The following is a 25,872-nucleotide window of genomic DNA, read 5'->3' as shown; positions in this document are numbered from 1 at the left end:
CCCGCCCACAACCTGACATCAGCAAGGTCTCCACCCATAACCACACCAACGACTGAGCTGGCCACCAGTCACGGCAAGCACCGTTGCAGTACTAGGACGACGTTGATCATGGCCCGTTCAATGTGGGCTCTACAACGAGTAAAGAGTGCGCCGGACTCGTTTGCGGGCCGGGCGCTACCTCCGGCGCAGGCTCGCCAGGAACCGCCAGAGCGCGGAGCGCGGCCGTTCCGGCCGGGAGGCGGGCCCGGGCTCAAGGGCCGGCAGCCCGGGGACGGGTGCGGGCGCGGGCGCGGCGGACGGTGCGGACGGGGGCCCGGCGGCCGGTGCGGGCGCGGGCGCGGGCAGCGCGGGGGACGGTGACGCCTGGGCCCGGCGCGCGCGCATCCGGAACCGGACCGGGAAGGACTTCAGGCCGCGTACGTACGTCGACGAGCGCCACGGCAACTGGTCGGCGGGCAGCCCCAGTTCGAAGTCGCACCGCTCGAACAGCTTGCCCACCGCCGTGGTCACGATCATGTCCGCGAGTTCCCGCCCCGGGCACTGGTGCGGCCCCGTGCCCCAGGCCAGATGGGCACGCGAGCTGACCGACCTCTCATAGCTGCTGGTCGTCGTGAACAGCGGATCGCCGTGCGCGGCGGCGATCGAGGGGATGACCATGTCGCCCGCGGCGAGCCGGAAGTCCCCCAGGTCGGTGTCGGCCACCGGGAAGCGGGCGGTGAGGTTGACCCACGGCGGCGAGGCGATGTGCACGCGGTTGACCAGTTCCTCGATGGGTCCCGCCATGAGGTCGGCCTGCGCCCCCGACTCGCCGTCCAGCACCTCCAGCACGCTGTTGGTGATGGCGTGGCTGACCAGCTCGGACGTGATGACGAGGATCGCGTACAGCTCGAGGCCGATCTGCTCCAGCGTCAGCGGAGGGTCGATGGCGAGCAGCCGCGTGGTCAGGTCGTCGCCGGGGTTCTCCCGCTTGTACGCGGCCAGCCCGGTCGTCGCCGCCACCAGTCGCCCGACGGCCGCACCGGCGTCCGGGCCACCGTCGACCATGCGCCACGAGTCCATGAAGACGTCGTCGCCCTGGTCGACCGGGAAGCCGAACAGCCGGTTGACGACCATCAGCGGCAGCGGCCGCGCGAACTGCGCGCCCAGGTCCACCCATCCGCTGTCGCTGCCGTCCGCGAAGAACGTGATCAGTTCGTCGGCGTGCCGGGAGATGGCCTTCTCCAGATCCCAGGACTGCGGCGCCCCGGTGTCCTGGAAGGGACCGAGCGCCTCGTCGACGGCGGCGCGCGTCGCCTTGCGCTCCTGGTCGTCGCTCAGCAGCAGATGGCTGACCTGATAGGCGGGCAGATGCGGCCAGTCGGACGGCACTCGGCCCTCACGCAGCAACGTCCAGCGGTCGACGTCCTTCTTCCACGCGCTCTCGTCACGCAGGACTTCCCGCACCTCGCGATAGCCGAGAACCAGCCACACCGGGACCCCGTACAGCTCTACGGGCGCCACCGGCCCGTACCGCCCCCGAAGCCGTGCGTAGACCGACGCGGGCCGGGTCTCGAACTCCCGGGTCATCAGCGGTTCGACGGCCAGGGAGGCCAGCTCGGACGGGGGGTGTTCCATGTGCGATGTCCTTAGTGCGGCCCGTTACGGGGCAGCCACACTATAGGCCGAAAGCGCTGGCTGAACAGCGACCTTACGCGGGCTGCGGGCCGTCCTCCTGCACGTCCTCCTCCGAGCCCTTCTCCAGGCCCTTCTCCAGGTCCTTCTTCATCTGGTCCTCGTTCGGGATCGCCCCGCCGAAGCGGCGGTCGCGGGAGGCGTACTCCAGGCAGGCGCGCCACAGGTCGCGGCGGTCGAAATCCGGCCACAGGACGTCCTGGTACACCATCTCGGCGTACGCGCTCTGCCAGATCAGGTAGTTCGACGTGCGCTGCTCGCCCGACGGGCGCAGGAAGAGGTCCACGTCCGGCATGTCGGGGTAGTAGAGGTACTTCGCGAAGGTCTTCTCGTTCACCTTCGACGGGTCCAGCTTGCCCGAGCGGACGTCCGCCGCCAGCGCCTGCGCCGCGTCCGCGATCTCGGCGCGGCCGCCGTAGTTCATGCAGAAGTACAGCGTCATGGCGTCGTTGCCCTTGGTCTGCTCCTGCGCGACCTGGAGCTCCTGGGCCACCGACTTCCACAGCTTCGGCATCCGGCCCGCCCAGCGGATGCGGATGCCCAGCTCGTCCATCTCGTCGCGGCGGCGGCGGATGACGTCACGGTTGAAGTTCATCAGGAAGCGCACCTCGTCGGGCGAGCGCTTCCAGTTCTCGGTGGAGAAGGCGTAGAGGGAGAGGTTCTTGACACCGATCTCCAGGCAGCCCTTGAGCACGTCCAGGACGACGCCCTCGCCGACCTTGTGCCCCTCCGTGCGCGGCAGCCCGCGCTCCTTGGCCCAGCGGCCGTTCCCGTCCATCACGCAGGCCACGTGGTTCGGCACCAGCTCGCCGGGGATCTTCGGCGGGCGGGCGCCGGACGGGTGCGGGTCCGGGGCCCGGTACTCGCGCCGCTGTCGGCCCAGAATCCCGCGTCGTGCCATGGCTTTCGCGTCTCCTCGTGTACTTCGTTGCCGTGTTGCTTCGTGCTACTTCTCTACGTACCGGAGCGACCTCAGCCCCCGCTCCAGGTGCCAGTGCAAGTACGCCGCGACGAGCCCGCTGCCCTCCCGGGCGTGGCGCAGCTCGCATGCGTCCGCCGTCTCCCAGTCCCCGGTCAGCAGCGCGCCCAGCAGCGTCAGCGACTCCGCAGAGGGTACGACGCTTCCGGGCACCCGGCACTCTCCGCAGATGACCCCGCCCGCGCCGACCGAGAAGAACCGGTTCGGACCGGGCATCCCGCACTTCGCGCAGTCGTCGAAGCTGGGTGCGTAGCCGTTCACGGCGAGTGAGCGGAGCAGGAACGCGTCCAGGATGAGATGCGGCTCATGCTCCCCGGAGGCCAGGGTACGCAGCCCGCCGACGAGGAGCAGATACTGCTGCACGGCGGGCTCGCCCTCATGATCGGTGAACCGCTCCGCCGTCTCCAGCATCGCCGTCCCGGCGGTGTAGCGGGCGTAGTCGGTGACGATTCCGCCGCCGTACGGAGCGATGGTCTCACTCTGCGTGCACAGCGGCAGCCCGCGGCCGATCAGCTCGCCACCGCGGGCGAAGAACTGCACGTCCACGTGGGAGAACGGTTCGAGGCGCGCGCCGAACTTCGACTTCGTACGGCGCACCCCGCGGGCCACGGCCCGGACGCGGCCGTGGTTGCGGGTGAGCAGGGTGATGATCCGGTCCGCCTCGCCCAGCTTCTGGGTGCGCAGCACGATGCCGTCGTCGCGGAACAGACTCATGCGGTTTATTGTCCCTCAGCGGAACAGGTGGTCGATCCGCCCGCCCTTGGCGGCCCGGGCCAGCGCCCGGAGGGCGGCGGGGGTCGTGGCGATCACGGTCCGGACAACGTCGTACCCGTGCGGGGTGGGCCCAGGCCGCGGTAGGGCGCTGACGTGGGCCGTGGCGGCCACGGCCCTACCGCTTGCCAACGTCAGAAGGTGGGGTAGCCGGCGCAGCTGGCCGTGGTCAGGCGACGCACCGAAGAGACCTTGTCGCCGAAGTTCCACGGCTCGCTGTGCAGATCACGGATGTACCGGCCGGGGGTGAGGCAGTAGCGCCGGTCCTTGTAGTTCTTGTCGTCATAGAGAACCCACGCGAGGGAGTCCTCGTTCTTGGCCGAACTCGCCTTGTCGCCTTCCGAGGAGCCGAGGTTGGCGATGCTGGAGCTGTGGGCCCACACCGTCCCCGTGAGGCTCTGGTCCCTTCCGAGCAGCAGGTGTCCCGCGGCCGCGTCGGCTTGTGCGGCCGGGGCCGTCGCCAGAATCGCCGTCGTCGCGGCGGCCGCGACCAGCAGTGCGGTCATCGTCTTCATGCGCGTGGTCCCGTTCGTGGACTGGCCGGATCATCTCGGCTACATGCCCTATCGCGTTGATTCATCATGAATTCTGCCGCAGAGCATTCCCTCCGATGGATAGATATACCGGCCAAAGTGGGACGACCGGGACGGCCCGCCGGTCAGCTGCGGTTCAACACCCGCGTGACGCCCGCCACGACCGCCGTCGTCAGCAGCCAGCCCGCCGCGATCAGGACGTAGGCGAGCCATTGGACGGGGCCGGCCGGCCAGTACCAGGCGTTGCGCTGGCCCAGGCCGCCGACGGGGATCAGCAGGTCGAGGGTGTAGACGAGGGGGCTGAACGGGGCACCCTCGCCCGGCTTGACCGGTTTCGGGTGCGCGGCGCGGAAGACCGCCGTGCCGAGCAGGGTGAGGGCCGTGAGCCAGAGCCCGGCGAGCCAGGGGCGGTATCCGTAGCCGACCGTCGCGTCCAGCAGTCGGCCCCAGGCGCGGCCGAGGGGGCGCAGGGTGGCGCGGCGGCGGCGCTGCTTGGCCAGCAGGATGGCGCGCGCGTCGTCGTCGTGGCCGATGGCCTGGTAGATGGCGGCGAGTTGCTGGTACGGCTGCGGGCGGTAGCCGTCGGGGTCGCGCTCGACGAGGGCCAGGCAACGGTCGGCGGGCAGGTGCGGCTCCAGCGCCCGGTAGGTGAGGCCGTCGAGGCGGAGGGCGGGCGCGGACGGGCCGGTCGGGAGGTGCGGTACGTCGAGGCGGCCGTGGCGCAGATCGATGGCGCCGTCCCAGTGCGTGGCGCGCAGGTCCAGTTCGGGGACCTGGAGATGCCCGGCGGCCAGCGCGTGTCCCGTGGGGTGCTCGACCGTGGCGCCCCGGAAGCTGACGGCCCGGCCCACGGTGGCGTCCGTCAGCGCGATCGCGCCCTCGGCGCGGAAGCCGTCGCCGCAGTCGATACGGGTGCCGACCTGGATGCTCTCGGCGCACAGGGCGTCGCCGCCGGGGTGGTGGAGGTACGCGCCCTCCAGACGCAGCGCCTCCCCCACCCGCGCCTCCCGCAGCCGTATCTCGCCCTCGGCGCGGAACCCCTCCCGGCCGACGATGCCGCTGGCGGCCTCCAGCCGCGAGCCGTCGAGGGCCACCCCGCCCGGGTGGGACAGCCACGCGCCCTGGAGGAGCAGGCTGCCGTCGATGCGGGCGTTCGCCAGGTTGACCATGCCCCTGATGCGGGTCCGCATCAGGTCCAGGTTGCCCGCGACCGTCGCGGTGTTGATCGCGAGCCCCGGCAGATACGACCCGCCGAATCCGGTGACGCGCAGCGCGGCCCCGTACAACTGGGGCGCCTGCTCGAACCAGCACTTCTCCAGCCGCAGCACGCAGCACGCCTCCGCGAAGACCAGCTTCAGCCGCCCCGTCACCCGGGCGCCGACGAGGTGGACGACCGGGGTCTCGCCCGGTCGGGTGTCGGCGCCGCCGAGGAGCAGGGTGCGGATGACCTCCGCCCGTACGGTGCGCTCGGGGCCCCAGCCGGGGCCGTCCGTCTCGGGCTCCTCCGCCGTCGCGGCGTCCCGGACATCGACCTTGGCGCCGGTCGCGAACGCTTCGCGGAGTCGCCGCTCCGGCTCGGTGAGCACCATGAGGCAAGTACGCCTTGACAGTTGGGAATTGTCAAGGCGTACTTGCCTCATGACGCTTCCAGACCTGGACGATCTCATCGCGGAAGTCGACCGGACCTGCGGCACCGCACACCGCCCCGGCGGCCAGGAACAGCCCGACTGGCTCGCGCTGCTGACCGCGGCGGCCGGAGTGTCCGGACAACTACAGGCGCTGGCCGACGACTTGGTCGAGGACTACGTCGAACACTGCCGCATGCACGGCTGCTCGTGGACCGACATCGGGACGGCGCTCGGCGTGACCCGGCAAGCGGTGCAGCAGCGCTTCCACGCGCCCCACAAGCGCTACGCACCGGAGAACATGACCGACGGCCTGCGCCAGGCGATGACGCATGTGAAACGGGCTGCGGTGCAGCACCGCAACAACTACATCGGGACCGAGCACCTGCTGTGGGGGCTGACCGCCGAGGAGAACAGCGCCACGCGGCTGCTGTCCTCGGCGGGGGCCTCCCCCGCCGAGGTGCACCGGCGGGTCGGCGCCCGGCTGAGCATGGGCGCGTCACAGGCGGCCGAACGGATCGCCTGGACCCCGTACTCCCGTAAGGCCATGGCCATCGCCGAGGAGCGGGCGGAGGAGGCGGGGTCGGCACGTATCGACTGCGACCATCTGCTACTGGGCCTCGCGCGGATCGACCGCGGGGTGGCCGTGGCGGTGCTGAGCGAGGCGGGCGCCGACACGGCGGCCCTGGGCGGGGGCGGGGTGGAGGCCGCGGGGCTTCCGGCGTCGGACGCGTAACGGCTTCGGCGGGGCCGTCACCGGTCCGCCGCGGCCGCGGCGGACTCCCGGCTCGCGCCCGGGGCCCGTTCCACGGGGCGCTGGAGCTGCCAGACGTCGGCCGGGGGCAGGTTGGCCCACACCGTGCTGCGGCCGGTGGCGTAGTGGCGCTGGTAGTCGGCCAGCACCTCTTCAGCGGCCTGCTGCCGACGCGCCTGGGCCCGGGAGGCCAGCGAGAGCAGGGTGCGGGCCTGGCGGCTGCCGCGGTACGCGAAGTAGGCCAGGACGCCGCCGGGGCGCAGCAGCTCCAGATACCGGCCCATGATCGCTTCGACCTGGTGGGGGGCGAAGTTGGCGAAGGGCAGGCCCGAGATGATCGCGTCGTAGCGGTGGCCTGTGTCCAGCTCCTCGACGTACGCGTGGTGCACCCGGGCCTGGCCGGGCTGTCCGGCCAGGCTCGGGTGGGTCCGGACGAGGTGGCGCAGCCGGTCGGTGAAGCGGGAATTGGCCTCGACGATGTCCAGGCGGCTGCCCGCCGGGAGCTGGTGGATGAGGGAGCGGGTGACCGAGCCGGTACCGGCACCGGCCTCCAGGACGTTCAGCCGCCGCCCCGCCTGAGAGCGCACCGGTTCGGTCAGCGCATGGGCGAGCGCCCTGCCGCTGGGGGCGAGGGCCCCGGTGGTGCGGATGTCCCGGGCTGCCTCGAGGAAGAACATCCAGCCCCCGGCAGCGCTCTGCGCGAGGACACGATCGTGCGAGGTGGTGGTCGAGTCGTCCATGGCACGACGCTACAAACCGGCCAGGTTTTGGCCATTGCTTCGACGTGTGACGGTGCCCACCCCCGGCAGTGGGCGTGTCGGTACGGAAGACCACCCCAGGGTATCCGGACGGTCGACTTCCGGTCGCTCCGGGGCGAGTTGGCGGGGAAGCCCGAGGGACGCGTACGCGGGCGCGCACGGGCACCGCGCCGGTGGTCCTCCTCACACTGTGCCCCGGTCACGACGGTCCATCGACCCACCGTGTCCCCTACCCCACGGTACGCACGGCCGCCCCGGTGCCGAGGGAGATGTCACGGCCTCGTGCCGGACCGGGCCTCGTCCGGTCACAACCCGTGCCGGGCGGGACTTGGGAGGCGGTGGAGCGGGGCGGGTTGCGCACACTGGATGCCACGGAACCGAGACCGGGGAGGGCGCCATGGCGGCTGGTTGCCGCGATTGTGCGAGGTGTACGAAGTCCTGGCTGGGACGGGTGCTGGAGAACGCGGCCGTGGGGCTGATGCATTTGTGCACGATCGGCATCAGCTATCTGATCAAGAGGGGCTTCAGGCGGCACTGTCCGCAGTGCGGGCACCTGCTGTCCCGGCACGCGCGCAGGGCGGACGGCTCGTTCCGGGACTAGAGGGTGGCGGAAGCCGCGGTCCGCTCCGCGATCCAGCCCGCCATCGCCCGTACGCCGAGGCCGATGGCGCGCTCGTCCGGGGCGAAGCCGGGGAAGTGCGGGTAGGCGGCCGTGATGGGTGCGCCGGGGGTACGGACGCCGAGGAAGGTGTACGTGCCGGGCACGCGGTCCAGGTAGAGGGCGAAGTCCTCGCCGCTGAAGGGCGGGAACGCGGCATGAAGCTCGATCACCGCGTTCCGGCCGACTGAGCGGCTCAGACGGCGGGCGAGCCGGTGGGCGTCGGGTTCCGGGCAGACCATGGCGGGGAACGGCTCGGCCGGAAAGCTCACCGTGGCCCCCGCGTACGACGTGGCCAGTCGGCGGATGTCCGCGCGGACCTCCCGGTACCGCTCCTCCGGCCAGCAGCGGGAGGACACGCTCACCGTGTCCTCCCGCGCGGTGGCCCGGACGGCGACGAACCGGGCCAGCGGCCCGCCCGGCACCTGGGCGTCGGCGACCAGCCGCTCCAGGTCGGCCGGGGTCTGCGGCTGAGCGACGGTGGCGAGTGCGGCGATCTCGGCGGCCGAGCGCCCCGCGGCCCCCGGCGCGTCCGGCCCCGGGAGCGTCACCTCCGCCTTGTCCTGGCCCGGCAGCCCGTAGCCCGGGGTCACGGCGAACCGGCCGACGGGGAACGGCCCGCAGTGCAGCGCGTGGATCTCCTCGACGCCGGTGCGCTCCAGCGCCCCCGCGCCGATCAGCGCGCGGGCCCCGGACAGCGCCTCCTCGGCGGGCTGGAAGAGGAACACCACCGTTCCGCTCAGGTGCTGCCGCAGGCGCGCCAGGACCCGCGCGACGCCGAGGGCCACCGCGGTGTGGATGTCGTGCCCGCAGAGGTGGGCCGCCGCCGGGCCGCCACCGATGATGTCCTTGGGCGGCACCGCGTCCATGTCCGCCCGGTACGCCACGGTCCGGCCCGGACGTACGCCCCGCAGGACACCGACCACGCCATGGCCGCCCACCCCCGTGGTGACGCCCAGCCCGGCCGCCCGCAGCTCCCGGGCCACCACACCGGCGGTGCGGCGCTCCTGCCCGGGCGCCTCAGGGTGGCGGTGGATGTCGCGCCGTAGCGCGATCAGCCCGCGCTCCAGGCGCGCCACCTCGGCGTCCACCGCCGCCTGCGCCACCGCCGCCTGCCGGCCGCCCGCGGCGGCCCGCTCCGCGGTTGCCCACGCGGTTCCGGCTCCGGTTGCCGCCGCGGCGGCGAGCAGCGTACGGCGGGTGAGAGCGCGCTCGATGAGAGGTTTCACCGTGTTCCCTTCGTCGTCCGTCGACGTCCGTCGAGCGGATACGACACGATCGCCGCACACACGCGCCGTGGCCCATCCGGCTGGCCACCGCTCAGGGGTGGGGGCAGCCCTTCGTCGGGGGCGCGTCCGGGTGGTGCCGGGGGTGGGTCAGGGATCTTCCGGAGGCCGCGGGGGCGCGGCTTCGGCAGAGTCGTGATCAGGCCGGAACGACCGGCCGATCATGAGCCCCGTGGAGCGTCCCGACGTGCATCCGCCCGTGAATCCGTCCTTACGCCGTACCTCGTGGAGAGCCCTCGCGACGGCCACCGCGCTGCTGGCCGTCGTCTCGGCCGGGGCCGCAGCCCCGGCCACGGCCGCGCCCGTAGCCGCGGCCGCGCACCAGGCGCCCGTGCCGCCGCTGGACGGAAAGGCGCTCCAGCAGGCCCTGGACGAGTTGCCGAAGCACGAGGTCAGTGGGGCGCTCGCCCAGGTCTCCGGCCGTGACGGGCGGTGGACGGGGACGTCCGGCGTCGGGGATCTGCGGACCGGGGAGCCCGTGCCGTCGAACGGGTCGTTCCGGATCGGCAGCGCCTCCAAGGTGTTCGCCTCGACCGTGGTGCTCCAGCTGGCGGCCGAGCACCGGCTGAGCGTGGACGACTGCGTACAGGACTATCTGCCCGACCTGCTGCCCGACAGGTTCGACAAGGTGACCATCGGTCAGCTGCTGAACCACACCAGCGGGCTTCCCATCAACGCGGACGCCGGCCAGGAGTTCTGGGGCGACGGGACGAGCCGGTGGTTCGTGGACCACCGCTTCGGGAGCTGGCCCATCGAGCACCTCGTCAAGACGCTCGTCGGTGACGACGCCCCGATGTACGCACCGGGGAGCGCTCAGACGTACAACGGGGTCAACACCTTCATAGCCGGGCTGGTCGTCGAGAAGGTCACCGGGCATTCGTTCGCCGACGAGGTACGGTCCCGGATCACCCGGCCGCTCGGGCTGAGCCGGACCTACGTCCCCGAGATCGGCGACGCGCGGCTGCCCGGGCCGCACTCCCATGGCTATCTCACGGTCCCCGGAGCGGACGGCGGCAGCCGTCAGGTCGACATCAGCGAGCAGGCGGCCTGGCCGTGGGCCGAGGGCGGCATGATCTCCACCGCCGCCGACCTGGACCGCTTCATGACCGTGCTCTTCCGTGGCCGCCTGCTGCCGCCCGCCCAGCAGAAGCTGCTGTTCACCGTCCCGGATGTGCCCAACGTCGACAACAAGAACTGCGCACAGAACCCCGACCCGGAGCAGAACAGGGCCTGCTACAGCATGGGGCTGATGAGGGTCAGCCAGGACGGCCAGGAGATATGGGGCAAGACCGGCTCCCGCCCCGGCTACACCAGCGGCATGTTCGCCACCCGCGACCTCAGCCGCCGCCTGGTCTACTCGATCAACCCCACGACCCTGACCGGTGCCGAGAGCCCGTACCTGAACCGGCTGGTCCTGAGCACCTTCCTGCCCATGGACCAGACGCGGTCTCAGACCCGGTCGAACGGCTCCGCGTAGGCGAACGGCCCCTTGAGGCTGGGTTGATACGCGGTCAGGGGGCGGACCTGGAAGTAGTCGCCCCAGGCCGGGTCGGGGGCCGTGATGCCGTACGCGCTCGCGGGGCGGAAGCCGAAGTGGCCGTAGTACGCGGGGCTGCCGAGGAGAGCCACCAGGGACTCGCCGAACGCGTCCGCCGCGCCCAGGATCGCGTGCATCAGCGCCAGGCCCACGCCCCGGCGCTGATGGGCGGGGTGGACGCTGAGCGGGCCGAGCCCGAGCGCGAGGTCGGGGCCGACGTGGCCCCGGGTGCACACCACATGGCCGATCACGTCCCCGCGGTCGTCGGTCGCGACGAACGAGAGGGCGGGCAACCAGGCATCGCAGGTACGGAGTTCATCGAGGAGGGTGACCTCGACCGGGACCGCGGCCTCCGACTTGCCGAACGCTGCCGCCGTGACGTCGCGTACACCGGCGATGTCGGAGGGGGTTTCTCGTCGGATCAGCATCGGCACAGGATGCGCGTCGATCGGCGGTCGGGGCAAGCGCATTTGTGCGGTACGGAGCCCTCCGCGGGGGCCGAGGTCCGGTCAGCTCGCCCGGGCGCGGGTGGCGAGGGCCCGTTCGGCCCGGACGTACGTCACGTCATGATCGGCGAGGACGTTCGCGGCGACACCGGGGCGGGCGAGGAGGGCGAGCAGGAGGTGTTCGTCGCCGATGTGCTTGTCGCCACGGCCGACCGCGATCCGCAGGGACCGTTCGAGCACCGACTTGGCCTCGGCGTCGAACCGGCCCCGGGAGCGGCGGCGGCGCGGGGTGGTGGCGGCCAGGGCGCCGGCGCCGTGCTCCTCCTCCACCCGGGAGACGACCGCGTCCACATCGATGCCGAGCCCCGCCAGCGCCTCCGCGTCCGCGGCCGAGATGCCGCCGCGCCGGCGGGCCTCGGCCAGGGCGCGTTCGATGGAGGCGCGGCGTGCGGTGGCGCCCAGGGTGGCCAGGACGTGGGCGGCGGGGCTGCCCGTACAGTCCAGGAGCGCGAGCAGCAGCTCGGGCTCGCCGACCGTGGCGCCGCCCGTACCGTCCGCCTGCCGGACGGCCCCGCGGACGACCTCGCGGGCACTGGTGGTGAACCTCTCGAACATCAACGCCTCCCGTGCTTCTTGTGAACCGCCTGACGGCTGACGCCCAGTTCGGCCGCGATCTCCTGCCACGACCAGCCCTTGGCGCGGGCGCTGCGCACTTGTACGGCCTCCAGCTGCTCCAGCAGCCGGCGCAGCGCGGCGACGGCGCGCAGTCCGACGCGGGGGTCCCGGTCGCCGGCGCGCGCGGCGAGATCCGTTGCTTCGGTCATGCTGTCAATTTATGTTGACACTCGGGCGTTCGTCAACCCTGATTGACAACCGTGGTGGTAATTGGTTCGACGCGGCCTCGGCGGCTCCGGCAACCTCTCGCCATGGACCCCCATCACTGGCCCCTCTACGGGCTCCGCATCCACACCCCGCGCCTCGAACTGCGTCTTCCCGACCTCCCCCGCACCGACGAACTGGCCGCCGTCGCCGCGGGCGGGGTGCACGATCCGGCGGAGATGCCGTTCAGCGTGCCGTGGACCGACGCCGCCCCGGAGGAGCGCGGGCGGGCGACGTTCCAGCATGTGCTGCGCACGATCGCCGAGTGGCGGCCGGAGGACTGGACGCTGAGCCTCGCCGTACTGCACGAGGGCACGGTGATCGGACGGCAGGACCTGCTCGCGGCCGACTTCGCGGTGACGCGGGAAGCGGAGACCGGATCCTGGCTCGGCACCGCCCACCAGGGGCGGGGCTTCGGCACGGAGATGCGGGCGGCGGTGGCGCATCTGGCGTTCGCCGGGCTGGGGGCGCGCAGCCTCACCTCGGGCGCGTTCGTGGAGAACGGGCGCTCGCTGGGCGTCTCGCGCCGCCTCGGCTACCGCCCCGACGGCCTGCGGACGCTCGCCGTACGGGGCGAGGCCCGGACGCTCCAGCGGCTGCGGCTGGACCGCGCGGCCTGGGAGGAGCGGCGCACCGTACCCGTCGAGGTGCGGGGGCTGGAGCCGTGCCGGGAGATGTTCGGCGCGACCCCAGCCCCCGAGCGTCCCTGATGCGATGACGCATGGCCCGATTTACGGTGGTTCGAGGGGATCGCGACGACCCGTGGAGGTGGCATCACATGGCGGGCAAGTTCGAAATCTATGAGGACAAGCGCGGCAAGCACCGCTTCCGCCTGAAAGCGGGCAACGGCGAGATCATCGCGGTCGGCGAATCGTATGACTCCAGGTCCGCGGCCCAGAAAGGCGTCGAGTCGGTCAAGAAGAACGCGCCCTCGGCCGAGGTCAAGGAGATCCCGACCGAAAAGGCGTAGGACCGCGCGCACGGCCCGCGAAGCCGCGGGAAGCGCGGCGGGGCCGCGGTAGCCGCGTCGTACGGCCGACGGTGTCCGTACGGCGCTCGCTACGCTCCCGTGCGTGACCAAACCCCCGATATCCCAGGCCCTGACGGCGGCTCGCACCCGGCTCCGGCGGGTCCGCACCGCAGCCGCGCGCTCCTGGTCGCATCCCCGGCTGAGGTGGCCCAAGCGCGTCGTGGCGGCCCTCGTGGGGTGTCTGGTGCTGTCCCTGCTCGCCGCCGGGATCGCGCTGCGGGTGAGGTACGCGGGCGATCCGGAGCCCGGCACCCGCACCCGCGGCCGGGACGCGGTGTGGCTCGGCCACGCCTGGGTGGACGGCCGCAACGGCGACGCCGAACTGGCCTCCCTGGCCCGGCGGATACGCGGCACCGGCATCCACGACCTCTACGTCCACGCGGGCCCGCTACGGCACGACGGCACCCTGCCCGCGAAGCGCTACCCGCGCGCCGGGTGGCTGCTGAAGGCCGTCCACCGCGAACTGCCCGGCGTCCGCGTACAGGCGTGGCTCGGCGACGTCCTGGCCACCGAGGGCCCGACCGGGCTGCGGCTCACCGACCCGCGCAGCCGGGCCCATGTGGTGCGCTCCGCCCGTCAAGTGCTCGACGCGGGCTTCGACGGCGTCCACTTCGACCTGGAGCCGCTGCACTCCGGCGACCGCGACTACCTCACCCTCCTCGACGACCTCCACGCCCTCACCCGCGCCCGCCGCGCCCCGCTCTCCGTCGCCGCCCACCAGATCGACCCGCTGCCCGCCCTGCACTCGGTGGCGGGCTTCTTCACCGGCCACCCCAAGTGGTGGTCACAGGCGTTCTTCGGAGAGGTGGCGCGGCGGGTCGACCAGATCGCGGTCATGTCGTACGACACGTCGACGCCGCTGGAGAGCCTGTACGGCGGCTACGTGGCCCAGCAGACGGAACTCGCCCTCCGGGTCACCCCACCGGGAACCGACCTCCTGATGGGCCTGCCCGGCTACCACACCAACAACTGGGGCCGCCACGCCTGGGCCGAAACCGTCCCCGCCGCCATCCGCGGCACCCGCCTCGGCCTCGGCCGCGAGGACCGCGGGCGGCAGCGATTCGGGGTGGCCCTGTACGTGGACTTCGCCGCCACGGACGCGGACTGGGCCGCGTACCGAAAGGGCTGGGGCGCGCCGGGGACGGGCTGAGGCCCGCCCCGACGTGGCGCGCCCGGATCGTTACGCCTCCCCCGTGGGGAACGCCGCGAAGTAGCCCGCCGCCATGTCCTGCGCCCCGTGGCCCTGTTGGGACGCGCGCCGGAAGCGGGCCCGTCCGGCCTCGACCGTATCCATCCGGATCCCCACGCGGTCCGCTGCTTCCAGCACCAGGCGGGCGTCCTTCTCCGCGTTCTCCACGGAGAAGCTGGGCGTGTAGTCGCCGGAGAGGATGGCGGAGGACTTGCCCTGGAAGTACCCGTTGTCCATCGGGCCACCGGAGACCACGTCGATGAAGTGCCGGGGATCGACGCCGAGCCCCGCGGCGAGCGCGAGCGCTTCTCCCACCCCGTGGGTCAGGGCGATCACCCAGGTGGTGAGGACCAGCTTGAGTCGACTGGCGGCGCCGGTCGCGCCGTCGTCGCCGACCCACACCGTCCGCTTGCCGATGGAGTCGAAGACCGGCTGGACGGCGCCGCGTACGGCGTGACTTCCCGCCGCCATGATGACGAGCTGCCCGTTCTCGGCCGGCCGGCGGGTGCCCTGGACCGGCGCGTCGACGAAGACCAGCCCTTGGGCGCGGGCGAAGGCGGCCAGTTCGTCGACGGCTTCGCCCACCGTGCTGACCTGCACCCACACCGTGCCCTCGCGCAGGCCCGGCGTCGCGGCGCGGATCGTCTCCAGCACCTGCGGCCCGTCGGTGAGCACGGTCAGCACGATGTCGGCGCCCCGCACCGCGTCGCCGGGGGTGTCGGCGACCTGCACGCCGTCGGCGGCCAGGGCCTCCGCCTTGCCGCGGGTGCGGTTCCACACCCGGACGCGATGACCGTTCTTCGCCAGGTTGCGGGCGATGGGCGCGCCGATGATGCCCGTCCCCAGGACGGCGACGGCCGCCCGGCCGGTGGTCGGTTCAGTCATGTTCGTACTCCTTGACACGATGAGAAACGGAAACATTGGGGAGGGCCGGCCGGGGGGCCGTACGGCGGCCGAGCGCACCGGACACCAGGGCCGCGGCGAGCCCCGCCACGGCGAGCAGCGCGCCCGCCCAGGCCGGTGCGGTGAAGCCGAGCCCCGCGTCGATGACGCTGCCGCCGACCCACGGGCCGATCGTGTTCCCGACGTTGAACGCCGAGGTGTTGGTCGTGGTGGCGAGCGTCGGGGCGTCCCCGGCCTCGCGCATCACCTGAGCCTGGAGGGCAGGGTTGATGGAGAAGGCCGCGACGCCGAAGACCGTCGTGGTGACGACCGCGGCGGCCTTGCCGTGGGACGTGACGGTGAAGAGGGCCAGTACGGCCGCCATCGCGCCGATGCCCACGTACAGATTGGCGAGCGGGTGCCGGTCGGCGAACCGGCCGCCGATCAGGCTGCCCAGGAAACAGCCGATGCCGAACAGCACCAGGAGTGCGGGCACCAGCGCCGGCGAGAAGCCGGTGACCTCGGTGAACAGCGGCGACAGATAGCTGAAGCAGCAGAAGATCGCCGCCTGGGCCAGCATGGACGTGGCCAGCGCCACCCACACCCGGGAGTTACGGAAGGCGGACAGCTCGGCTCCGATCCCCGGGTGCGGACGCTCCGGGAGCCGCGGCACCAGGAATCGCACCCCGAGGAGCGCGAGGACCGCCAGCGCGTCCACCGCCCAGAAGCTGACGCGCCAGCCGGCGTGCTGGCTCAGCAAGGTGCCCGCCGGAACGCCGACGACATTGGCCACCGTCAGCCCGGCGAACATCACCGCGAGCGCTCTGCCCCGGTTCCGTGGCCCCGCCAGGTCGACCGCCACCACCGAGCCGATGCCGAAGAACGCGCCCTGGGCCAGCGCGGCGATCACCCTCGCCGCCATGAGCACCCCGTACCCCGGGGCCATGGCCCCGGCGGTCTGACCGGCGATGAACACCACCAGCAAGCCGAGGAGGGCCGCCTTGCGGTTGACCCGCAACAGGGCGACGGTCAGCACGGGGCCGCCGATCACGACTCCCAGTGCGTAACCGGAGATCAGCAGACCGACGGTGGGGATGGACACCGACAGATCCCCGGCCAGGTCGGGCAGCAGCCCGGAGATCATGAACTCGGTCGTTCCGATGCAGAAGACGGTCAGACCGAGGACGTACACCCCCAGCGGCATGATGACTCCACTCCTCGATAGTTTAACGTTCGGTACAAAACAAACCCAAAAGAAGGGCGCCTCTTCGGACGCCCACGGGTCACAGCGCCTGCAGAACGGTCTCCACCACCCCGGCCAGCGTCTTCCGGTCGGCGGTCTTGCCCAGGACGCGCAGCCCGTACATGGAGTTGAGCGTGAACTGAGCCAGTGCGCCCGGGTCCTTGTCCCTGGCGATCTCGCCGTCCAGCTGCGCCCGGTGAATCGCCGAACGCAGGATCTCCTCCATGCGCGTGAAGTTGCGCTCGACCTGAGCGGTGACCTCCGGATCCCGCCCGGCCAGCTCGATCGCCGCGTTCACCGCCAGACACCCGCGCCGCCCCGCCTCCACGCCCGCCGAGGCGGCCCCCTCGGCGACCTCCTCGTCGACCACCGACATCAGCACCCTGCCGATTCGCTCCCGGATACCGCCCTCACCGTCGAGCACTTCCTGCTGCCGGGCCGTCCACCGCTGCTCGTAGCGCCGCAACACCTCCATGAACAGGTGATGCTTGCCCGAGAACGCGTGGTACAGACTCCCCCGCCCCAATCCGGTGCTGTCCACCAGATCCTGGGCCGAGGTCGCCGCATACCCCTTGCCCCAGAAGGCATCCATGGCGGCGTCGAGCACATGATCGGGGTCGAATTCCTTGGGGCGGGCCATGGCCCCATCATGACAGTTCTGTAATGGTCAGTCAACAACGCTCGCGGACCGCCCACCACCTCACGCGCCGAACCAGCCGGGTACATCGAGGGGGAAGCCGGCCCCGGGGGCCACGACCCGCAGGTCCGCCTCGAGGACCCGCAGGCGGTCGGGGCCGAGGGCCGCGGCCCACTGACCGCGCAGCTCCTCGAAAATGGCCGCTGAGCGGGCCAGGGCGTCGACGCCGTGCGCGGTGAGCCGGATGACCTTACGGCGCGCGTCGGCGGGGTCGTCGGCCCGTACGGCGTACCCCAGCGCCACCAGCCGGTCGGCGGTCTTGCCCGCGGCCTGCTTGGAGACGCCGAGGCGGCGGCCGAGTTCGCCGGCGGTGACGCCGCCGCGCCCGATGGCCTGCAAGGCGAAGCCGTACGCGGGCCGGACGTCCGGGTGACCCTGACGGGCCAGCTCGGCGTGGAGCTGGTCGATGAGGGTGCGGAAACCGGCGAAGAGCAGCAGCGGCAGTTCGAATCCGGGGGTCTCGTCAGACATGGCGATGACACCTCTAGCGCAGATCGACAACCAGGTTTACTTTTTCGACAACCACGTTGTCGATCCTAGACCCCTGGGGAATTCACCATGCCCATCGACCTGTTCACCGACCACACCCCGGACTCCGCGCCGCCCGGGGCACGCCGATCCATGGAGACGGTCACCCGGCGGCTCGGCTACCTTCCGGCGCCGGTCGGGCGGCTGGCCGAGTCGCCGGAGGCGCTGGACGGCTTTCTGAGAACTCAGCGGGCTGTTCGAGGCGGCCACGCTGGACCCGCTGGCCCGCGAGGTGGTCATCATGACCATCGCCACGCGCCGCGCATGCCATGTGTGCGTCGCCATGCACACCGGAAAGCTCACCGCACTCGGCGCCGACGCCGAGCTGATCGCCGCGCTCAGGGAGCAGCGCGCGCTCGGAGACGAACGGCTGGAATGTCTGCGGGGGTTCACGCTCGCCGTCATGGACGGCGCCGGGGCCGTGCGGGACGAGGTGTTCAACGCCTTTCTGGCGCGGGTTCACACGGCGCAACGCGCTCGAGGTCGTGCTCGGCATCGGCGCGTACACCGTGTCCACCCTCGCCAACCGCATGACCCGGGCGCCCCTGGACGAGCAGCTCGCGCCGTTCGCCTGGGTCGCCTAGAACGCCGCTCGGGTGGCGGCCAGGAGGCGGGATGTGTCGTCGGGGCAGATCATGAGGGCGCGGCCGACCGTTTCGAGGACCGCGCGCTCGGCGGGGCGGTAGGGGCCGTCGGCCACGGCGATGCGGGCGCCCTGGAGGAGGATCGCCTCGCGGCCGGTGGGGGCGAGGTGGGGAGCCAGGGGTTCCAGGGCCTCGTGCAGTTCGATGGCGAGCGCCGTACCGCAGGGGTCGAGGCCGTCGCGCTCGCCGGTGGCGGCGCCCGGCAGGCGGCCGGTGTCGGCGGCGAGCGCCTCGATGAGCGCGAGGAGCTGGTCCTCGTCGCAGTCGGCGAATCCGGCGGCGCGCACGGCGGAGACCGCCACCTGCCGTACCGCCGTGGCCTCGGTGCCGCCCGCGGCGAGGACCGCGAGGGCGACGGTGTGCACGGCGTCGCGCAGCATCGCGGAGAAGCGGGTGGTGGTGGGGTGGTCCAGAACTTCGGTGCCGAACCGGGTCGCGCAGGCGGCGCATTCGACGACCGGCGCGACCGGCCCTCGGGGCAGCAGCGGCAGGCCGAGCACCACGATGCGGCGGCGGCCGGTGCGGCGGCGGTAGTTGCGGTCGCCTCCGCAGTCGGGGCAGAAGAACTCACCATCGCCGACCGTCCGCCACAGGGTGCGGACGCCTACCACACACAGGTCCCGGTCACGGTGGGCTCGCGCGTGCACCACGTCACACCTCCATAACGCTTCGGCCACGTTGCCGCGTTGACGTGATGCTAGCCACATCCATGATGCGCCGTCAGTACCCCGAACGGAGACAACAGGCCAAACACGAGGCCCCGCCCACCTCGCGTGGTGAACGGGGCCCCTTGTGGGTGACAGGGTCAGCGGGTGTTCACCGCCGTGCGCGGTTGACCGCCGAGACGACGGCCTTGAGGGAGGCGCGCACGATGTTGGCGTCGACGCCGACGCCCCACAGCACCTTCCCGTCGATCGCGCATTCGATGTACGCGGCGGCCTGGGCGGCCGCGCCCTCGCTCAGGGTGTGCTCGGAGTAGTCCAGCAGCCGGACGTCGATGCCGATGGCGGCCAGCGCGTCGAAGAAGGCGGCCAGCGGGCCGTTGCCGGTGCCGGTCAGGACGGTCTCGGCGCCGTCCACGACGGCCTCGACGGTGAGCGCGTCGGTACCCTCGCTGGTGGTGGAGGTCTGGGCGGTGCGCAGCGCGATCCGGCCCCACTGGTTGTCTTCCGTCGGCAGGTACTCGTCCTGGAAGGTCGCCCAGATCTGGGCCGGGGTGACCTCGCCGCCGTCGGCGTCGGTCTTGGCCTGAATCGTCTTGGAGAACTCGATCTGCATGCGGCGCGGCAGATCCAGGTTGTGGTCGTTGCGCAGGACATAGGCGATACCGCCCTTGCCGGACTGCGAGTTGACCCGGATGACGGCCTCGTAGGAGCGGCCGACGTCCTTGGGGTCGATGGGCAGGTACGGGACGGCCCACTCGATGTCGTCGACCGTCTTGCCCTGCTCGGCCGCGCCGGCCTCCATCGCCTCGAACCCCTTCTTGATGGCGTCCTGGTGGGAGCCGGAGAAGGCGGTGTAGACCAGGTCGCCCGCGTAGGGGTGGCGCGGGTGGATCTGCATCTGGTTGCAGTACTCGGCGGTGCGGCGGATCTCGTCGATCTGCGAGAAGTCGATCTGCGGGTCGACGCCCTGGGAGAACAGGTTCATGCCCAGGGTCACCAGGTCGACGTTGCCGGTGCGCTCGCCCTGCCCGAACAGGCAGCCCTCGATGCGGTCCGCCCCGGCCATGATCGCCAGTTCGGCGGCGGCGACGGCCGTGCCGCGGTCGTTGTGCGGGTGGACGGACAGGCAGATGTGCTCGCGGCGGGACAGGTTCCGCGACATCCACTCGAACCGGTCGGCGTGGGTGGAGGGCGTCGAGCGCTCGACGGTCGCGGGCAGGTTGAGGATGATCTCGCGGCCGGCCTCGGGCTGCCAGACGTCCATGACGCCCTCGCAGACCTCCAGCGCGAAGTCCAGCTCGGTGTCGGTGAAGATCTCCGGGCTGTACTGGTAACCGAAGACCGTGTCGTCGCCCAGGATCTTGTCGGCGTACTCGACCACCAGCCGGGTGCCGTCCACCGCGATCTGCTTGACCTGCTCACGGGTGCCGCGGAAGACGACGCGGCGGAAGGTGGGCGCGGTGGCGTTGTACAGGTGCACGGTGGCCTTGTGCGCGCCGCGCAGCGACTCGACGGTGCGCTCGATCAGCTCTTCGCGGGCCTGGGTGAGGACGGAGATCGTCACGTCCTCGGGGATCGCGCCCTCCTCGATGATCGACCGTACGAAGTCGAAGTCGGTCTGCCCGGAGGAGGGGAAGCCGACCTCGATCTCCTTGTATCCCATGCGGACCAGCAGGTCGAACATCTCGCGCTTGCGCACCGGGGACATCGGGTCGATCAGCGCCTGATTGCCGTCCCGCAGATCGGTGGACAGCCAGCGCGGCGCGGCGGTGATGCGGTTGTTCGGCCAGGTGCGGTCGGGGATGTCGACGGCCTCGTACGGGCCGTACTTGTGGATCGGCATGCCCGAAGGCTTCTGCGTGACCGTCGCGGCGGTAATGGGGGTGGGACGGCCTACGGCGCGCTGACCGGGATTGTCGGACGTGCTCATGATGCGTGGGCTCCTCTGATGTCCGCTCGGACGAAAGTCCATGGGGCGGCCGACGGGGCGTAATCACCGCAACACCGAACTCCGCGGGGAGGGGGTCGGCCTACGACTACAGGCCCTCGCCGCGGCAGCTAAGAAGAAGCAGCCCGAAACGCATGATGTCCAGAAGCGTAACCGAGACGCGCGCGGCGTGGGGCCCCGTATCACTATGCGGACCACGGCATCCCGCGCGGAGGAATGTCCATCAACCACTCGATTTCATCAATCACGACCGCAAGGCGTGACAAGCGGTGGACACAGTGCGACATTGCCTGGATGGATGTCAACGCGAACTCCCGCAGCCGCGGTGTCTTCTGCACGATCGTGCCGCCGCATGTCCTCGACAAGCTCTCCCAAGCCGAGGACTCCGCCCTCGCCGACCCCGCCCGCCGCACCCTGGAGCGGGACGCCCTGGAGCGCACGCGCCGCCGGATCACCACCGTCCGCGGGATCGCCGCCCCCACCCTGGAGGGCACGCCCTCCGACCGGCCCCAGCGCACCATCTACGACTCCCAGCACCAGGACGCGCTGCCGGGCAAGAAGGTGCGCGGCGAGGGCGACACGGCCACCTCGGACGAGTCGGTGACCCGCGCGTACAACGGGCTGGGCGCGACCTTCGAGCTGTTCCTCAAGGTCTACGGCCGCCACTCGATCGACGACGCGGGCCTCGCGCTGGACGCGAGCGTCCACTACAGCCAGGACTACAACAACGCCTTCTGGAACGGCGAGCAGATGGTCTTCGGCGACGGTGACGGCGAGGTCTTCCTCGACTTCACCATCCCCGTCGACGTCATGGCCCATGAGCTGACCCACGGCGTCACCCAGTACACCGCCAACCTGGACTACTTCGGCCAGTCCGGGGCGCTCAACGAGTCGATGTCCGACGTCTTCGGCTCGCTCGTCAAGCAGCACGCGCTGGGCCAGAGCGCCGACGAGGCCGACTGGCTGATCGGGGCCGGGCTGCTCGCGGAGCGGGTCACCGGGGTGGCCCTGCGCTCGATGAAGGCCCCGGGCACGGCGTACGACGACGACGTCCTCGGCAAGGACCCGCAGCCGGGCACGATGGACGACTACGTGCGCACCTCACGTGACAACGGCGGCGTCCACATCAACTCCGGCATCCCCAACCACGCCTTCTACCTGGCCGCCACGGCCCTCGGCGGGAACGCGTGGGAGAAGGCCGGGCGGGTCTGGTACGACGTCCTGACCGGCGGCGAGCTGTCCTCCGACGCGCAGTTCGCCGACTTCGCCCGGCTCACGGTGGCCGCGGCGCAGGCCCGCTACGGCGACGGCGAGGAGCGGGACGCGGTGCGGGAGGCCTGGGAAGGCGTCGGAATCACCGATCTGGACGCGCGCTGATCCTCACCCTCGGGGTACTGATGGACCTATGCGTATCTCCGTGACCCGCTCCGGCGGATTCGCCGGAATCGAGCGCCGGGCCGATCTGGACACCACCGGACGGCCCGACGCCACCCATCTGTCCGCCCTGGCCCACCAGGCCGTCGAATCCGGCGCCCCGGCGGCCACGCGCGGCGTCCCGGACGGCTTCCACTACGAGATCACGGTGGACGGCCGCACGGTCCACGCCGCGGACCCCCACCTCAGCGACGCCCAGCGCGAGCTGGTGCGGACGGTCCTGAAGGAGGGCACGTAGCGCGCGGGCGCCTACGGAAGCCCCGCTCTCAGAAACCCCGCTCTCAGAAACCCCGCTCTCAGAAACCCAGCCGCCGCAGCTGCTTCGGGTCGCGCTGCCAGTCCTTGGCGACCTTCACATGAAGGTCCAGGAAGACCGGCGTCCCGAGCAGCGCCTCGATGTGCTTGCGGGACTTGGAGCCGACGTCCTTCAGGCGGCGGCCCTTCGGGCCGATGATGATGCCCTTCTGGCTGGGGCGCTCGATGTACAGGTTGGCGTGGATGTCCAGCAGCGGCTTGTCCGCCGGGCGGTCCTCGCGCGGCAGCATTTCCTCCACGACCACCGCGATTGAGTGCGGCAGCTCGTCCCGTACGCCCTCCAGGGCCGCCTCGCGGATCAGCTCGGCGACCATCACCTGCTCCGGCTCGTCGGTGAGGTCGCCCTCGGGGTAGAGGGCCGGGCCCTCGGGGAGCAGCGGGACGAGCAGATCGGCCAGCAGGCCCACCTGCTGGTCGCCGACGGCCGAGACCGGGACGATCTCGGCCCACTCGATGCCCAGTTCCTTGCCGAGCCGGTCGATGGCCAGGAGCTGCTGGGCCAGTTGCTCGGACTCGACCAGGTCGGTCTTGGTGACGATCGCGACCTTGGGCGTCTTCTTGATCCCGGCCAGCTCGGCGGCGATGAAGCGGTCGCCGGGGCCCAGCTTCTGGTCGGCGGGCAGACAGAAGCCGATGACGTCGACCTCGGCCCAGGTGGTCCGTACGACGTCGTTCAGCCGCTCGCCGAGCAAGGTGCGCGGCTTGTGCAGACCGGGGGTGTCGACGAGCACCAGCTGTGCGTCGGGGCGGTGCACGATGCCACGCACGGTGTGCCGGGTGGTCTGCGGGCGGTTGGAGGTGATCGCGACCTTCGTCCCCACCAGCGCGTTGGTCAGGGTCGACTTGCCCGCGTTGGGGCGGCCGACGAAGCAGGCGAAACCCGAGCGGTGCGGGGTCTCCCGCTGCTCGGTCGGGGACGGAGTACCGGCAGTCATGGCCACCATTCTCCCCGATGCCCCGCCCCGCTCCGACCAGCAGTCCACCCGCCCCGCCCCCGGGGCGGTGGATCAGACGGGCAGTGTGGTGCGCAGGGTGCCGTCGGTGCCCGCCAGCAGGAGGGGGGTTCCGGCCCCGCCGAGGTCGCGTACGGCCGCGCGGTCCTCGTCCGAGGCGGTCTCCGCCTCGGTCACCACGGCCGCGGCCTCCAGCGACTTCGCGCCGCTGGCGACCGCCATCGCGACGGCGGTGCGCACCGCGCTGAGCCGGAGCGAGTCGAGGGCGACGGTGCCGGCGACGTACGTACGGCCCGTCTCGTCGCGTACGGCGGCGCCCTCCGCGACGCCGTTGCGGGCCCGCGCGGAGCGGGCCAGCGTGATGATCTTGCGGTCTTCGGGGTCCAGCTGCGCTGCATCGCTCATACGGATGAGCATAGGACGAGGCTCTGACAGGGCACTGACCGGGCGTGACACCGGTTGTGCGGCTCGCGGGCGCACGCACCGCGGGCGCGCATGGGCCCGCGCCGGGCCGCAGTGGCGACGGCCCGGCGCGGGGGTACGGGATCCGCTACGGGAGCAGCGGCACGGGCTGGAACGTCAGCGAGGCCGACGCCGTGGCCGGGCTGAGGCCCGGGGCACCCGCGAAGGTGGCCGTGTACGTGGTGGCGGTCAGCACCGTCGGCGGGACGGTGACATTGGTCAGCGTCGCCGTGCCGGAGGCGTTGGTGACCGCGCTGCCCAGGACGACCGGGCCCACCGCGGTGTTGGCCCTGAAGGTGATGGTCTGGCCGGGGACGGGGTTGTTGGACTGGTCCTTGAGGGTGGCGCTGAGGGTCGGGATGACGAACTGGCCGTTGAACCGCAGCCGGATGAGGGCCGGGGTGGCGGTCAGGGTCGTGGTCGCCCCGCCGGACACGGTCTGGGTGAGCGACCCGGTCGACGGGCTGTAGCAGCTGTCGCCGCTGTAGGTGGCGGTGACGGTGTGCGAGCCGGTGGTGAGCGCGTTGGTGCTCACGGTCGCCTGTCCGGCCCCGTTGAGCGTTCCGGTCAGGGTCGGGCCGCCGCTGATCACGAACGTGACGGTGCCGGTCGGGGTGCCGGTCCCCGGCGCCACCGGGGCCACGGTGGCGGTGAAGGCCACCGTCTGGCCGGGGGCGGAGGGGTTGGGGGTGGAGGTGACCGTGGTGGTGGTGCTGGTCATGTTCACCGTGGCCGTACCGGTGGCCGTCGACCCCGCGACGCCGGTGCTTCCCGCGTACGTGGCGGTGACCGTGTGCGTACCCACGCCGAGCCCGGTGGTGGTCACACAGGCCTGACCGCTCGCGTTGAGTGTTCCGGTCAGGGTGGGGCCACCGCTGATCGCGAAGGTGACGGTGCCGTTCGGGGTGCAGGTGCCCGGGGACGCGACCGTCACCTGGGCGCAGATCGTCACGGACTGGCTGCACACGGACGGGTTGGGCGTGATCGTCAGCGCCGTCGAGGAGGTGGCCTGGTTGACGGTGACCGAGCCGGTGCCCGTGGAGGGCGCGACGCCGCCGCCTCCCCCGTAGGTCGCCGTCACCGTGTGGGTGCCGACGGGGATGGCGCTGGTGGAGACGCAGGCCTGGCCGGTGGCGCCGACCGTGGCCGTGAGGGTCGGGCCGCCCGAGATCACGAAGGTCACCGTGCCGGTCGGGGCGCAGGTGCCCGGCGGCACGGTCGCCACCTGGGCGCAGATCGTCACCGGCTGGCCGCAGACCGACGGGGAGGGCGTCACGGACACCGTGGTGGTGGACGACGCCGGGTTCACCGTGACCGGGGTCGAGGCGGTCGAGCCCGCGACGCCGGAGTCCCCCGCGTAGGTGGCCGTGACCGTGTGCGTGCCGACCGGGATCGCGCCGGTGGTCACGCAGGCCATGCCGGTGCCGTCCAGGGTCGCCGTGAGCGTCGGACCGCCCGAGATCACGAACGTCACGGTCCCGGTCGGGACGCAGGTGCTGGGCGGAGCCACCGTCACCTGGGCGCAGATGGTGACCGCCCCGCCGCATACGGACGGGCTCGGCGACACCGACAGCGACAGCGCGGACGTGCCCTGGGCGACGGTGACCGTCCCGGTGCCCGAGGAGCCCGCGACGCCGGTGTCGCCCGCGTACGTGGCGGTCACCGTGTGCGTGCCGACGGGGATGGCGCTGGTGGTCACGCACGCCTGACCGGTGCCGTTCACCGTCGCCGTCAGCGTCGGGCCGCCCGCGACCACGAAGGTCACCGTGCCGGTCGGCATACAGGTGCCGGGGGCCACGGTCGTCACCTGCGCGCACAGGGTCACCGGCTCACCGCACACGGCGGGCAGGGAGGGGAGAACCGTGGTGGTCGACGCCGCCTGGCCCACCGTCACGGTCGTGGTCCCCGTGGAGCCCGCGACGCCGGTGTTGCCCCCGTAGGTGGCCGTGACGGTGTGCGTCCCCACGGGAATCGCACTGGTCCGT

28 protein-coding genes and 1 pseudogene are annotated in these 25,872 nt (G+C 71.9%); 9 read left to right on the top strand and 20 right to left on the bottom strand.

Going from position 1 to position 25,872, the window contains the following annotated elements; translation table 11 throughout:
• Positions 1–174 precede the first annotated feature (174 nt).
• The 6 genes from ACFZCY_RS33450 to ACFZCY_RS33425 all read right to left on the bottom strand — a co-directional run bounded on the left by ACFZCY_RS33450 (position 175) and on the right by ACFZCY_RS33425 (position 5,543).
• Positions 175–1,614: a cytochrome P450 gene (locus tag ACFZCY_RS33450; RefSeq protein WP_391181752.1), complete on the bottom strand. Its 1,440-nt coding sequence runs from the start codon at positions 1,612–1,614 to the stop codon at positions 175–177.
• A 73-nt stretch (positions 1,615–1,687) separates the two neighbouring features.
• The gene (locus tag ACFZCY_RS33445) at positions 1,688–2,572 is read right to left on the bottom strand and encodes an isoprenyl transferase (RefSeq protein WP_391181750.1); all 885 of its coding nucleotides are present in this window, start codon (positions 2,570–2,572) and stop codon (positions 1,688–1,690) included.
• A 45-nt stretch (positions 2,573–2,617) separates the two neighbouring features.
• Positions 2,618–3,364, bottom strand: coding sequence for a DNA repair protein RecO (gene recO / locus ACFZCY_RS33440; RefSeq protein ID WP_063734250.1), 747 nt, complete (start codon positions 3,362–3,364; stop codon positions 2,618–2,620).
• A 15-nt stretch (positions 3,365–3,379) separates the two neighbouring features.
• On the bottom strand, positions 3,380–3,553 hold the full coding sequence (locus ACFZCY_RS33435; RefSeq protein WP_391181747.1) for a hypothetical protein: 174 nt from the start codon (positions 3,551–3,553) through the stop codon (positions 3,380–3,382).
• A 2-nt stretch (positions 3,554–3,555) separates the two neighbouring features.
• Complete coding sequence (locus ACFZCY_RS33430) at positions 3,556–3,936, bottom strand: beta/gamma crystallin-related protein (protein ID WP_391181745.1); 381 nt, start codon at positions 3,934–3,936, stop codon at positions 3,556–3,558.
• 143 nt (positions 3,937–4,079) lie between these two features.
• Positions 4,080–5,543: an oxidoreductase gene (locus ACFZCY_RS33425; RefSeq protein ID WP_391181743.1), complete on the bottom strand. Its 1,464-nt coding sequence runs from the start codon at positions 5,541–5,543 to the stop codon at positions 4,080–4,082.
• Positions 5,544–5,592: 49 nt separating this feature from the next.
• Between ACFZCY_RS33425 and ACFZCY_RS33420 the strand changes: the two genes are divergently transcribed.
• A complete protein-coding gene (locus ACFZCY_RS33420; protein WP_391181741.1) occupies positions 5,593–6,315 on the top strand; it encodes a Clp protease N-terminal domain-containing protein in 723 nt (240 codons plus the stop codon).
• Positions 6,316–6,332: 17 nt separating this feature from the next.
• Here ACFZCY_RS33420 and ACFZCY_RS33415 read toward each other — a convergent pair whose 3' ends face one another.
• Entirely contained in the window at positions 6,333–7,073 is a 741-nt protein-coding gene (locus tag ACFZCY_RS33415; RefSeq protein WP_391181739.1) for a methyltransferase domain-containing protein, read from the bottom strand.
• A 469-nt stretch (positions 7,074–7,542) separates the two neighbouring features.
• Between ACFZCY_RS33415 and ACFZCY_RS33410 the strand changes: the two genes are divergently transcribed.
• Positions 7,543–7,692 carry a hypothetical protein gene (locus ACFZCY_RS33410; protein ID WP_391181737.1) on the top strand — a complete coding sequence of 50 codons (150 nt, stop codon included), beginning with the start codon at positions 7,543–7,545 and terminating at the stop codon, positions 7,690–7,692.
• Here ACFZCY_RS33410 and ACFZCY_RS33405 read toward each other — a convergent pair.
• On the bottom strand, positions 7,689–8,978 hold the full coding sequence (locus tag ACFZCY_RS33405) for an amidohydrolase (RefSeq protein ID WP_391181735.1): 1,290 nt from the start codon (positions 8,976–8,978) through the stop codon (positions 7,689–7,691). The genes ACFZCY_RS33410 and ACFZCY_RS33405 overlap by 4 nt on opposite strands.
• A 229-nt stretch (positions 8,979–9,207) precedes the next feature.
• On the opposite strand from ACFZCY_RS33405, the gene ACFZCY_RS33400 reads away from it, so the two are divergent.
• On the top strand, positions 9,208–10,512 hold the full coding sequence (locus ACFZCY_RS33400; RefSeq protein WP_391181733.1) for a serine hydrolase: 1,305 nt from the start codon (positions 9,208–9,210) through the stop codon (positions 10,510–10,512).
• Here ACFZCY_RS33400 and ACFZCY_RS33395 read toward each other — a convergent pair.
• From ACFZCY_RS33395 to ACFZCY_RS33385, 3 genes are all read right to left on the bottom strand, one after another.
• On the bottom strand, positions 10,485–11,000 hold the full coding sequence (locus ACFZCY_RS33395) for a GNAT family N-acetyltransferase (protein WP_391181730.1): 516 nt from the start codon (positions 10,998–11,000) through the stop codon (positions 10,485–10,487). The two genes, ACFZCY_RS33400 and ACFZCY_RS33395, sit on opposite strands and share 28 nt — an antisense overlap.
• Positions 11,001–11,081: 81 nt before the next feature.
• On the bottom strand, positions 11,082–11,633 hold the full coding sequence (locus ACFZCY_RS33390) for a Clp protease N-terminal domain-containing protein (RefSeq protein WP_391181727.1): 552 nt from the start codon (positions 11,631–11,633) through the stop codon (positions 11,082–11,084).
• Positions 11,633–11,842 (bottom strand): helix-turn-helix domain-containing protein, encoded by a 210-nt coding sequence (locus ACFZCY_RS33385; RefSeq protein WP_055553048.1) that lies wholly within the window; start codon positions 11,840–11,842, stop codon positions 11,633–11,635. The genes ACFZCY_RS33390 and ACFZCY_RS33385 overlap by 1 nt, the downstream gene beginning before the upstream one ends.
• Before the next feature lie 102 nt (positions 11,843–11,944).
• On the opposite strand from ACFZCY_RS33385, the gene ACFZCY_RS33380 reads away from it, so the two are divergent.
• The 3 genes from ACFZCY_RS33380 to ACFZCY_RS33370 all read left to right on the top strand — a co-directional run bounded on the left by ACFZCY_RS33380 (position 11,945) and on the right by ACFZCY_RS33370 (position 14,077).
• A complete protein-coding gene (locus tag ACFZCY_RS33380; RefSeq protein ID WP_391181723.1) occupies positions 11,945–12,607 on the top strand; it encodes a GNAT family N-acetyltransferase in 663 nt (220 codons plus the stop codon).
• Between the two features lie 68 nt (positions 12,608–12,675).
• Complete coding sequence (locus ACFZCY_RS33375) at positions 12,676–12,867, top strand: YegP family protein (protein WP_361481130.1); 192 nt, start codon at positions 12,676–12,678, stop codon at positions 12,865–12,867.
• A gap of 103 nt (positions 12,868–12,970) precedes the next feature.
• A complete protein-coding gene (locus ACFZCY_RS33370; RefSeq protein ID WP_391181720.1) occupies positions 12,971–14,077 on the top strand; it encodes a hypothetical protein in 1,107 nt (368 codons plus the stop codon).
• 30 nt (positions 14,078–14,107) lie between these two features.
• Here the strand turns inward: ACFZCY_RS33370 and ACFZCY_RS33365 are convergent, their stop codons facing one another.
• The 4 genes from ACFZCY_RS33365 to ACFZCY_RS33350 form a co-directional block, all read right to left on the bottom strand.
• A complete protein-coding gene (locus tag ACFZCY_RS33365; RefSeq protein WP_391181718.1) occupies positions 14,108–15,001 on the bottom strand; it encodes an NAD(P)-binding domain-containing protein in 894 nt (297 codons plus the stop codon).
• Entirely contained in the window at positions 14,994–16,202 is a 1,209-nt protein-coding gene (locus tag ACFZCY_RS33360) for a Cmx/CmrA family chloramphenicol efflux MFS transporter (protein ID WP_391181716.1), read from the bottom strand. The genes ACFZCY_RS33365 and ACFZCY_RS33360 overlap by 8 nt, the downstream gene beginning before the upstream one ends.
• A 79-nt stretch (positions 16,203–16,281) precedes the next feature.
• Entirely contained in the window at positions 16,282–16,881 is a 600-nt protein-coding gene (locus ACFZCY_RS33355; RefSeq protein ID WP_391181713.1) for a TetR family transcriptional regulator, read from the bottom strand.
• Positions 16,882–16,941: 60 nt separating this feature from the next.
• The gene (locus ACFZCY_RS33350; protein WP_391181710.1) at positions 16,942–17,409 is read right to left on the bottom strand and encodes a MarR family transcriptional regulator; all 468 of its coding nucleotides are present in this window, start codon (positions 17,407–17,409) and stop codon (positions 16,942–16,944) included.
• 298 nt (positions 17,410–17,707) lie between these two features.
• On the opposite strand from ACFZCY_RS33350, the pseudogene ACFZCY_RS33345 reads away from it, so the two are divergent.
• Positions 17,708–17,761: pseudogene (locus ACFZCY_RS33345) on the top strand (carboxymuconolactone decarboxylase family protein); the annotation flags it as partial.
• Positions 17,762–18,046: 285 nt separating this feature from the next.
• Here ACFZCY_RS33345 and ACFZCY_RS33340 read toward each other — a convergent pair.
• Both ACFZCY_RS33340 and leuA read right to left on the bottom strand, forming a co-directional pair.
• Positions 18,047–18,760, bottom strand: a complete 714-nt coding sequence (locus ACFZCY_RS33340; RefSeq protein ID WP_391181707.1) for a TerB family tellurite resistance protein — start codon at positions 18,758–18,760, stop codon at positions 18,047–18,049.
• A gap of 166 nt (positions 18,761–18,926) precedes the next feature.
• Positions 18,927–20,705: a 2-isopropylmalate synthase gene (leuA, locus tag ACFZCY_RS33335; RefSeq protein ID WP_391181705.1), complete on the bottom strand. Its 1,779-nt coding sequence runs from the start codon at positions 20,703–20,705 to the stop codon at positions 18,927–18,929.
• Between the two features lie 312 nt (positions 20,706–21,017).
• Between leuA and ACFZCY_RS33330 the strand changes: the two genes are divergently transcribed.
• Positions 21,018–22,100 carry a M4 family metallopeptidase gene (locus ACFZCY_RS33330; protein ID WP_391181703.1) on the top strand — a complete coding sequence of 361 codons (1,083 nt, stop codon included), beginning with the start codon at positions 21,018–21,020 and terminating at the stop codon, positions 22,098–22,100.
• A gap of 28 nt (positions 22,101–22,128) precedes the next feature.
• Positions 22,129–22,395 (top strand): protealysin inhibitor emfourin, encoded by a 267-nt coding sequence (locus ACFZCY_RS33325; RefSeq protein ID WP_391181701.1) that lies wholly within the window; start codon positions 22,129–22,131, stop codon positions 22,393–22,395.
• 58 nt (positions 22,396–22,453) lie between these two features.
• On the opposite strand, the gene era is transcribed toward ACFZCY_RS33325, so the two are convergent.
• The 3 genes from era to ACFZCY_RS33310 all read right to left on the bottom strand — a co-directional run.
• Positions 22,454–23,416 (bottom strand): GTPase Era, encoded by a 963-nt coding sequence (gene era / locus ACFZCY_RS33320; RefSeq protein ID WP_391181698.1) that lies wholly within the window; start codon positions 23,414–23,416, stop codon positions 22,454–22,456.
• A 63-nt stretch (positions 23,417–23,479) separates the two neighbouring features.
• Complete coding sequence (locus ACFZCY_RS33315) at positions 23,480–23,842, bottom strand: cytidine deaminase (RefSeq protein ID WP_370592946.1); 363 nt, start codon at positions 23,840–23,842, stop codon at positions 23,480–23,482.
• 133 nt (positions 23,843–23,975) lie between these two features.
• Positions 23,976–25,872, bottom strand: a 1,897-nt coding sequence (locus ACFZCY_RS33310; RefSeq protein WP_391181693.1) for an Ig-like domain repeat protein, incomplete at its 5' end; no start/stop codon positions are given.

The sequence above is a fragment of the Streptomyces sp. NPDC007983 genome, assembly GCF_042958345.1.
Classification (GTDB): Bacteria; Actinomycetota; Actinomycetes; order Streptomycetales; family Streptomycetaceae; genus Streptomyces.
Note: the sequence above shows the minus strand (reverse complement) of the source record. Positions and strands in the feature narration are given on the sequence as shown.

What these genes read in the sequence shown, in the direction of transcription:
- ACFZCY_RS33315 (WP_370592946.1), bottom strand. Translation starts at nt 23,842, where the DNA reads ATGCTCATCCGTATGAGCGATGCAGCGCAGCTGGACCCCGAAGACCGC.
- ACFZCY_RS33415 (WP_391181739.1), bottom strand. Translation starts at nt 7,073, where the DNA reads ATGGACGACTCGACCACCACCTCGCACGATCGTGTCCTCGCGCAGAGC.
- recO (WP_063734250.1), bottom strand. Translation starts at nt 3,364, where the DNA reads ATGAGTCTGTTCCGCGACGACGGCATCGTGCTGCGCACCCAGAAGCTG.
- leuA (WP_391181705.1), bottom strand. Translation starts at nt 20,705, where the DNA reads ATGAGCACGTCCGACAATCCCGGTCAGCGCGCCGTAGGCCGTCCCACC.
- ACFZCY_RS33395 (WP_391181730.1), bottom strand. Translation starts at nt 11,000, where the DNA reads ATGCTGATCCGACGAGAAACCCCCTCCGACATCGCCGGTGTACGCGAC.
- ACFZCY_RS33450 (WP_391181752.1), bottom strand. Translation starts at nt 1,614, where the DNA reads ATGGAACACCCCCCGTCCGAGCTGGCCTCCCTGGCCGTCGAACCGCTG.
- ACFZCY_RS33325 (WP_391181701.1), top strand. Translation starts at nt 22,129, where the DNA reads ATGCGTATCTCCGTGACCCGCTCCGGCGGATTCGCCGGAATCGAGCGC.
- era (WP_391181698.1), bottom strand. Translation starts at nt 23,416, where the DNA reads ATGGTGGCCATGACTGCCGGTACTCCGTCCCCGACCGAGCAGCGGGAG.
- ACFZCY_RS33360 (WP_391181716.1), bottom strand. Translation starts at nt 16,202, where the DNA reads ATGCCGCTGGGGGTGTACGTCCTCGGTCTGACCGTCTTCTGCATCGGA.
- ACFZCY_RS33385 (WP_055553048.1), bottom strand. Translation starts at nt 11,842, where the DNA reads ATGACCGAAGCAACGGATCTCGCCGCGCGCGCCGGCGACCGGGACCCC.
- ACFZCY_RS33355 (WP_391181713.1), bottom strand. Translation starts at nt 16,881, where the DNA reads ATGGCCCGCCCCAAGGAATTCGACCCCGATCATGTGCTCGACGCCGCC.
- ACFZCY_RS33380 (WP_391181723.1), top strand. Translation starts at nt 11,945, where the DNA reads ATGGACCCCCATCACTGGCCCCTCTACGGGCTCCGCATCCACACCCCG.
- ACFZCY_RS33330 (WP_391181703.1), top strand. Translation starts at nt 21,018, where the DNA reads ATGGATGTCAACGCGAACTCCCGCAGCCGCGGTGTCTTCTGCACGATC.
- ACFZCY_RS33430 (WP_391181745.1), bottom strand. Translation starts at nt 3,936, where the DNA reads ATGAAGACGATGACCGCACTGCTGGTCGCGGCCGCCGCGACGACGGCG.
- ACFZCY_RS33425 (WP_391181743.1), bottom strand. Translation starts at nt 5,543, where the DNA reads ATGGTGCTCACCGAGCCGGAGCGGCGACTCCGCGAAGCGTTCGCGACC.
- ACFZCY_RS33375 (WP_361481130.1), top strand. Translation starts at nt 12,676, where the DNA reads ATGGCGGGCAAGTTCGAAATCTATGAGGACAAGCGCGGCAAGCACCGC.
- ACFZCY_RS33365 (WP_391181718.1), bottom strand. Translation starts at nt 15,001, where the DNA reads ATGACTGAACCGACCACCGGCCGGGCGGCCGTCGCCGTCCTGGGGACG.
- ACFZCY_RS33420 (WP_391181741.1), top strand. Translation starts at nt 5,593, where the DNA reads ATGACGCTTCCAGACCTGGACGATCTCATCGCGGAAGTCGACCGGACC.
- ACFZCY_RS33350 (WP_391181710.1), bottom strand. Translation starts at nt 17,409, where the DNA reads ATGTCTGACGAGACCCCCGGATTCGAACTGCCGCTGCTGCTCTTCGCC.
- ACFZCY_RS33445 (WP_391181750.1), bottom strand. Translation starts at nt 2,572, where the DNA reads ATGGCACGACGCGGGATTCTGGGCCGACAGCGGCGCGAGTACCGGGCC.
- ACFZCY_RS33390 (WP_391181727.1), bottom strand. Translation starts at nt 11,633, where the DNA reads ATGTTCGAGAGGTTCACCACCAGTGCCCGCGAGGTCGTCCGCGGGGCC.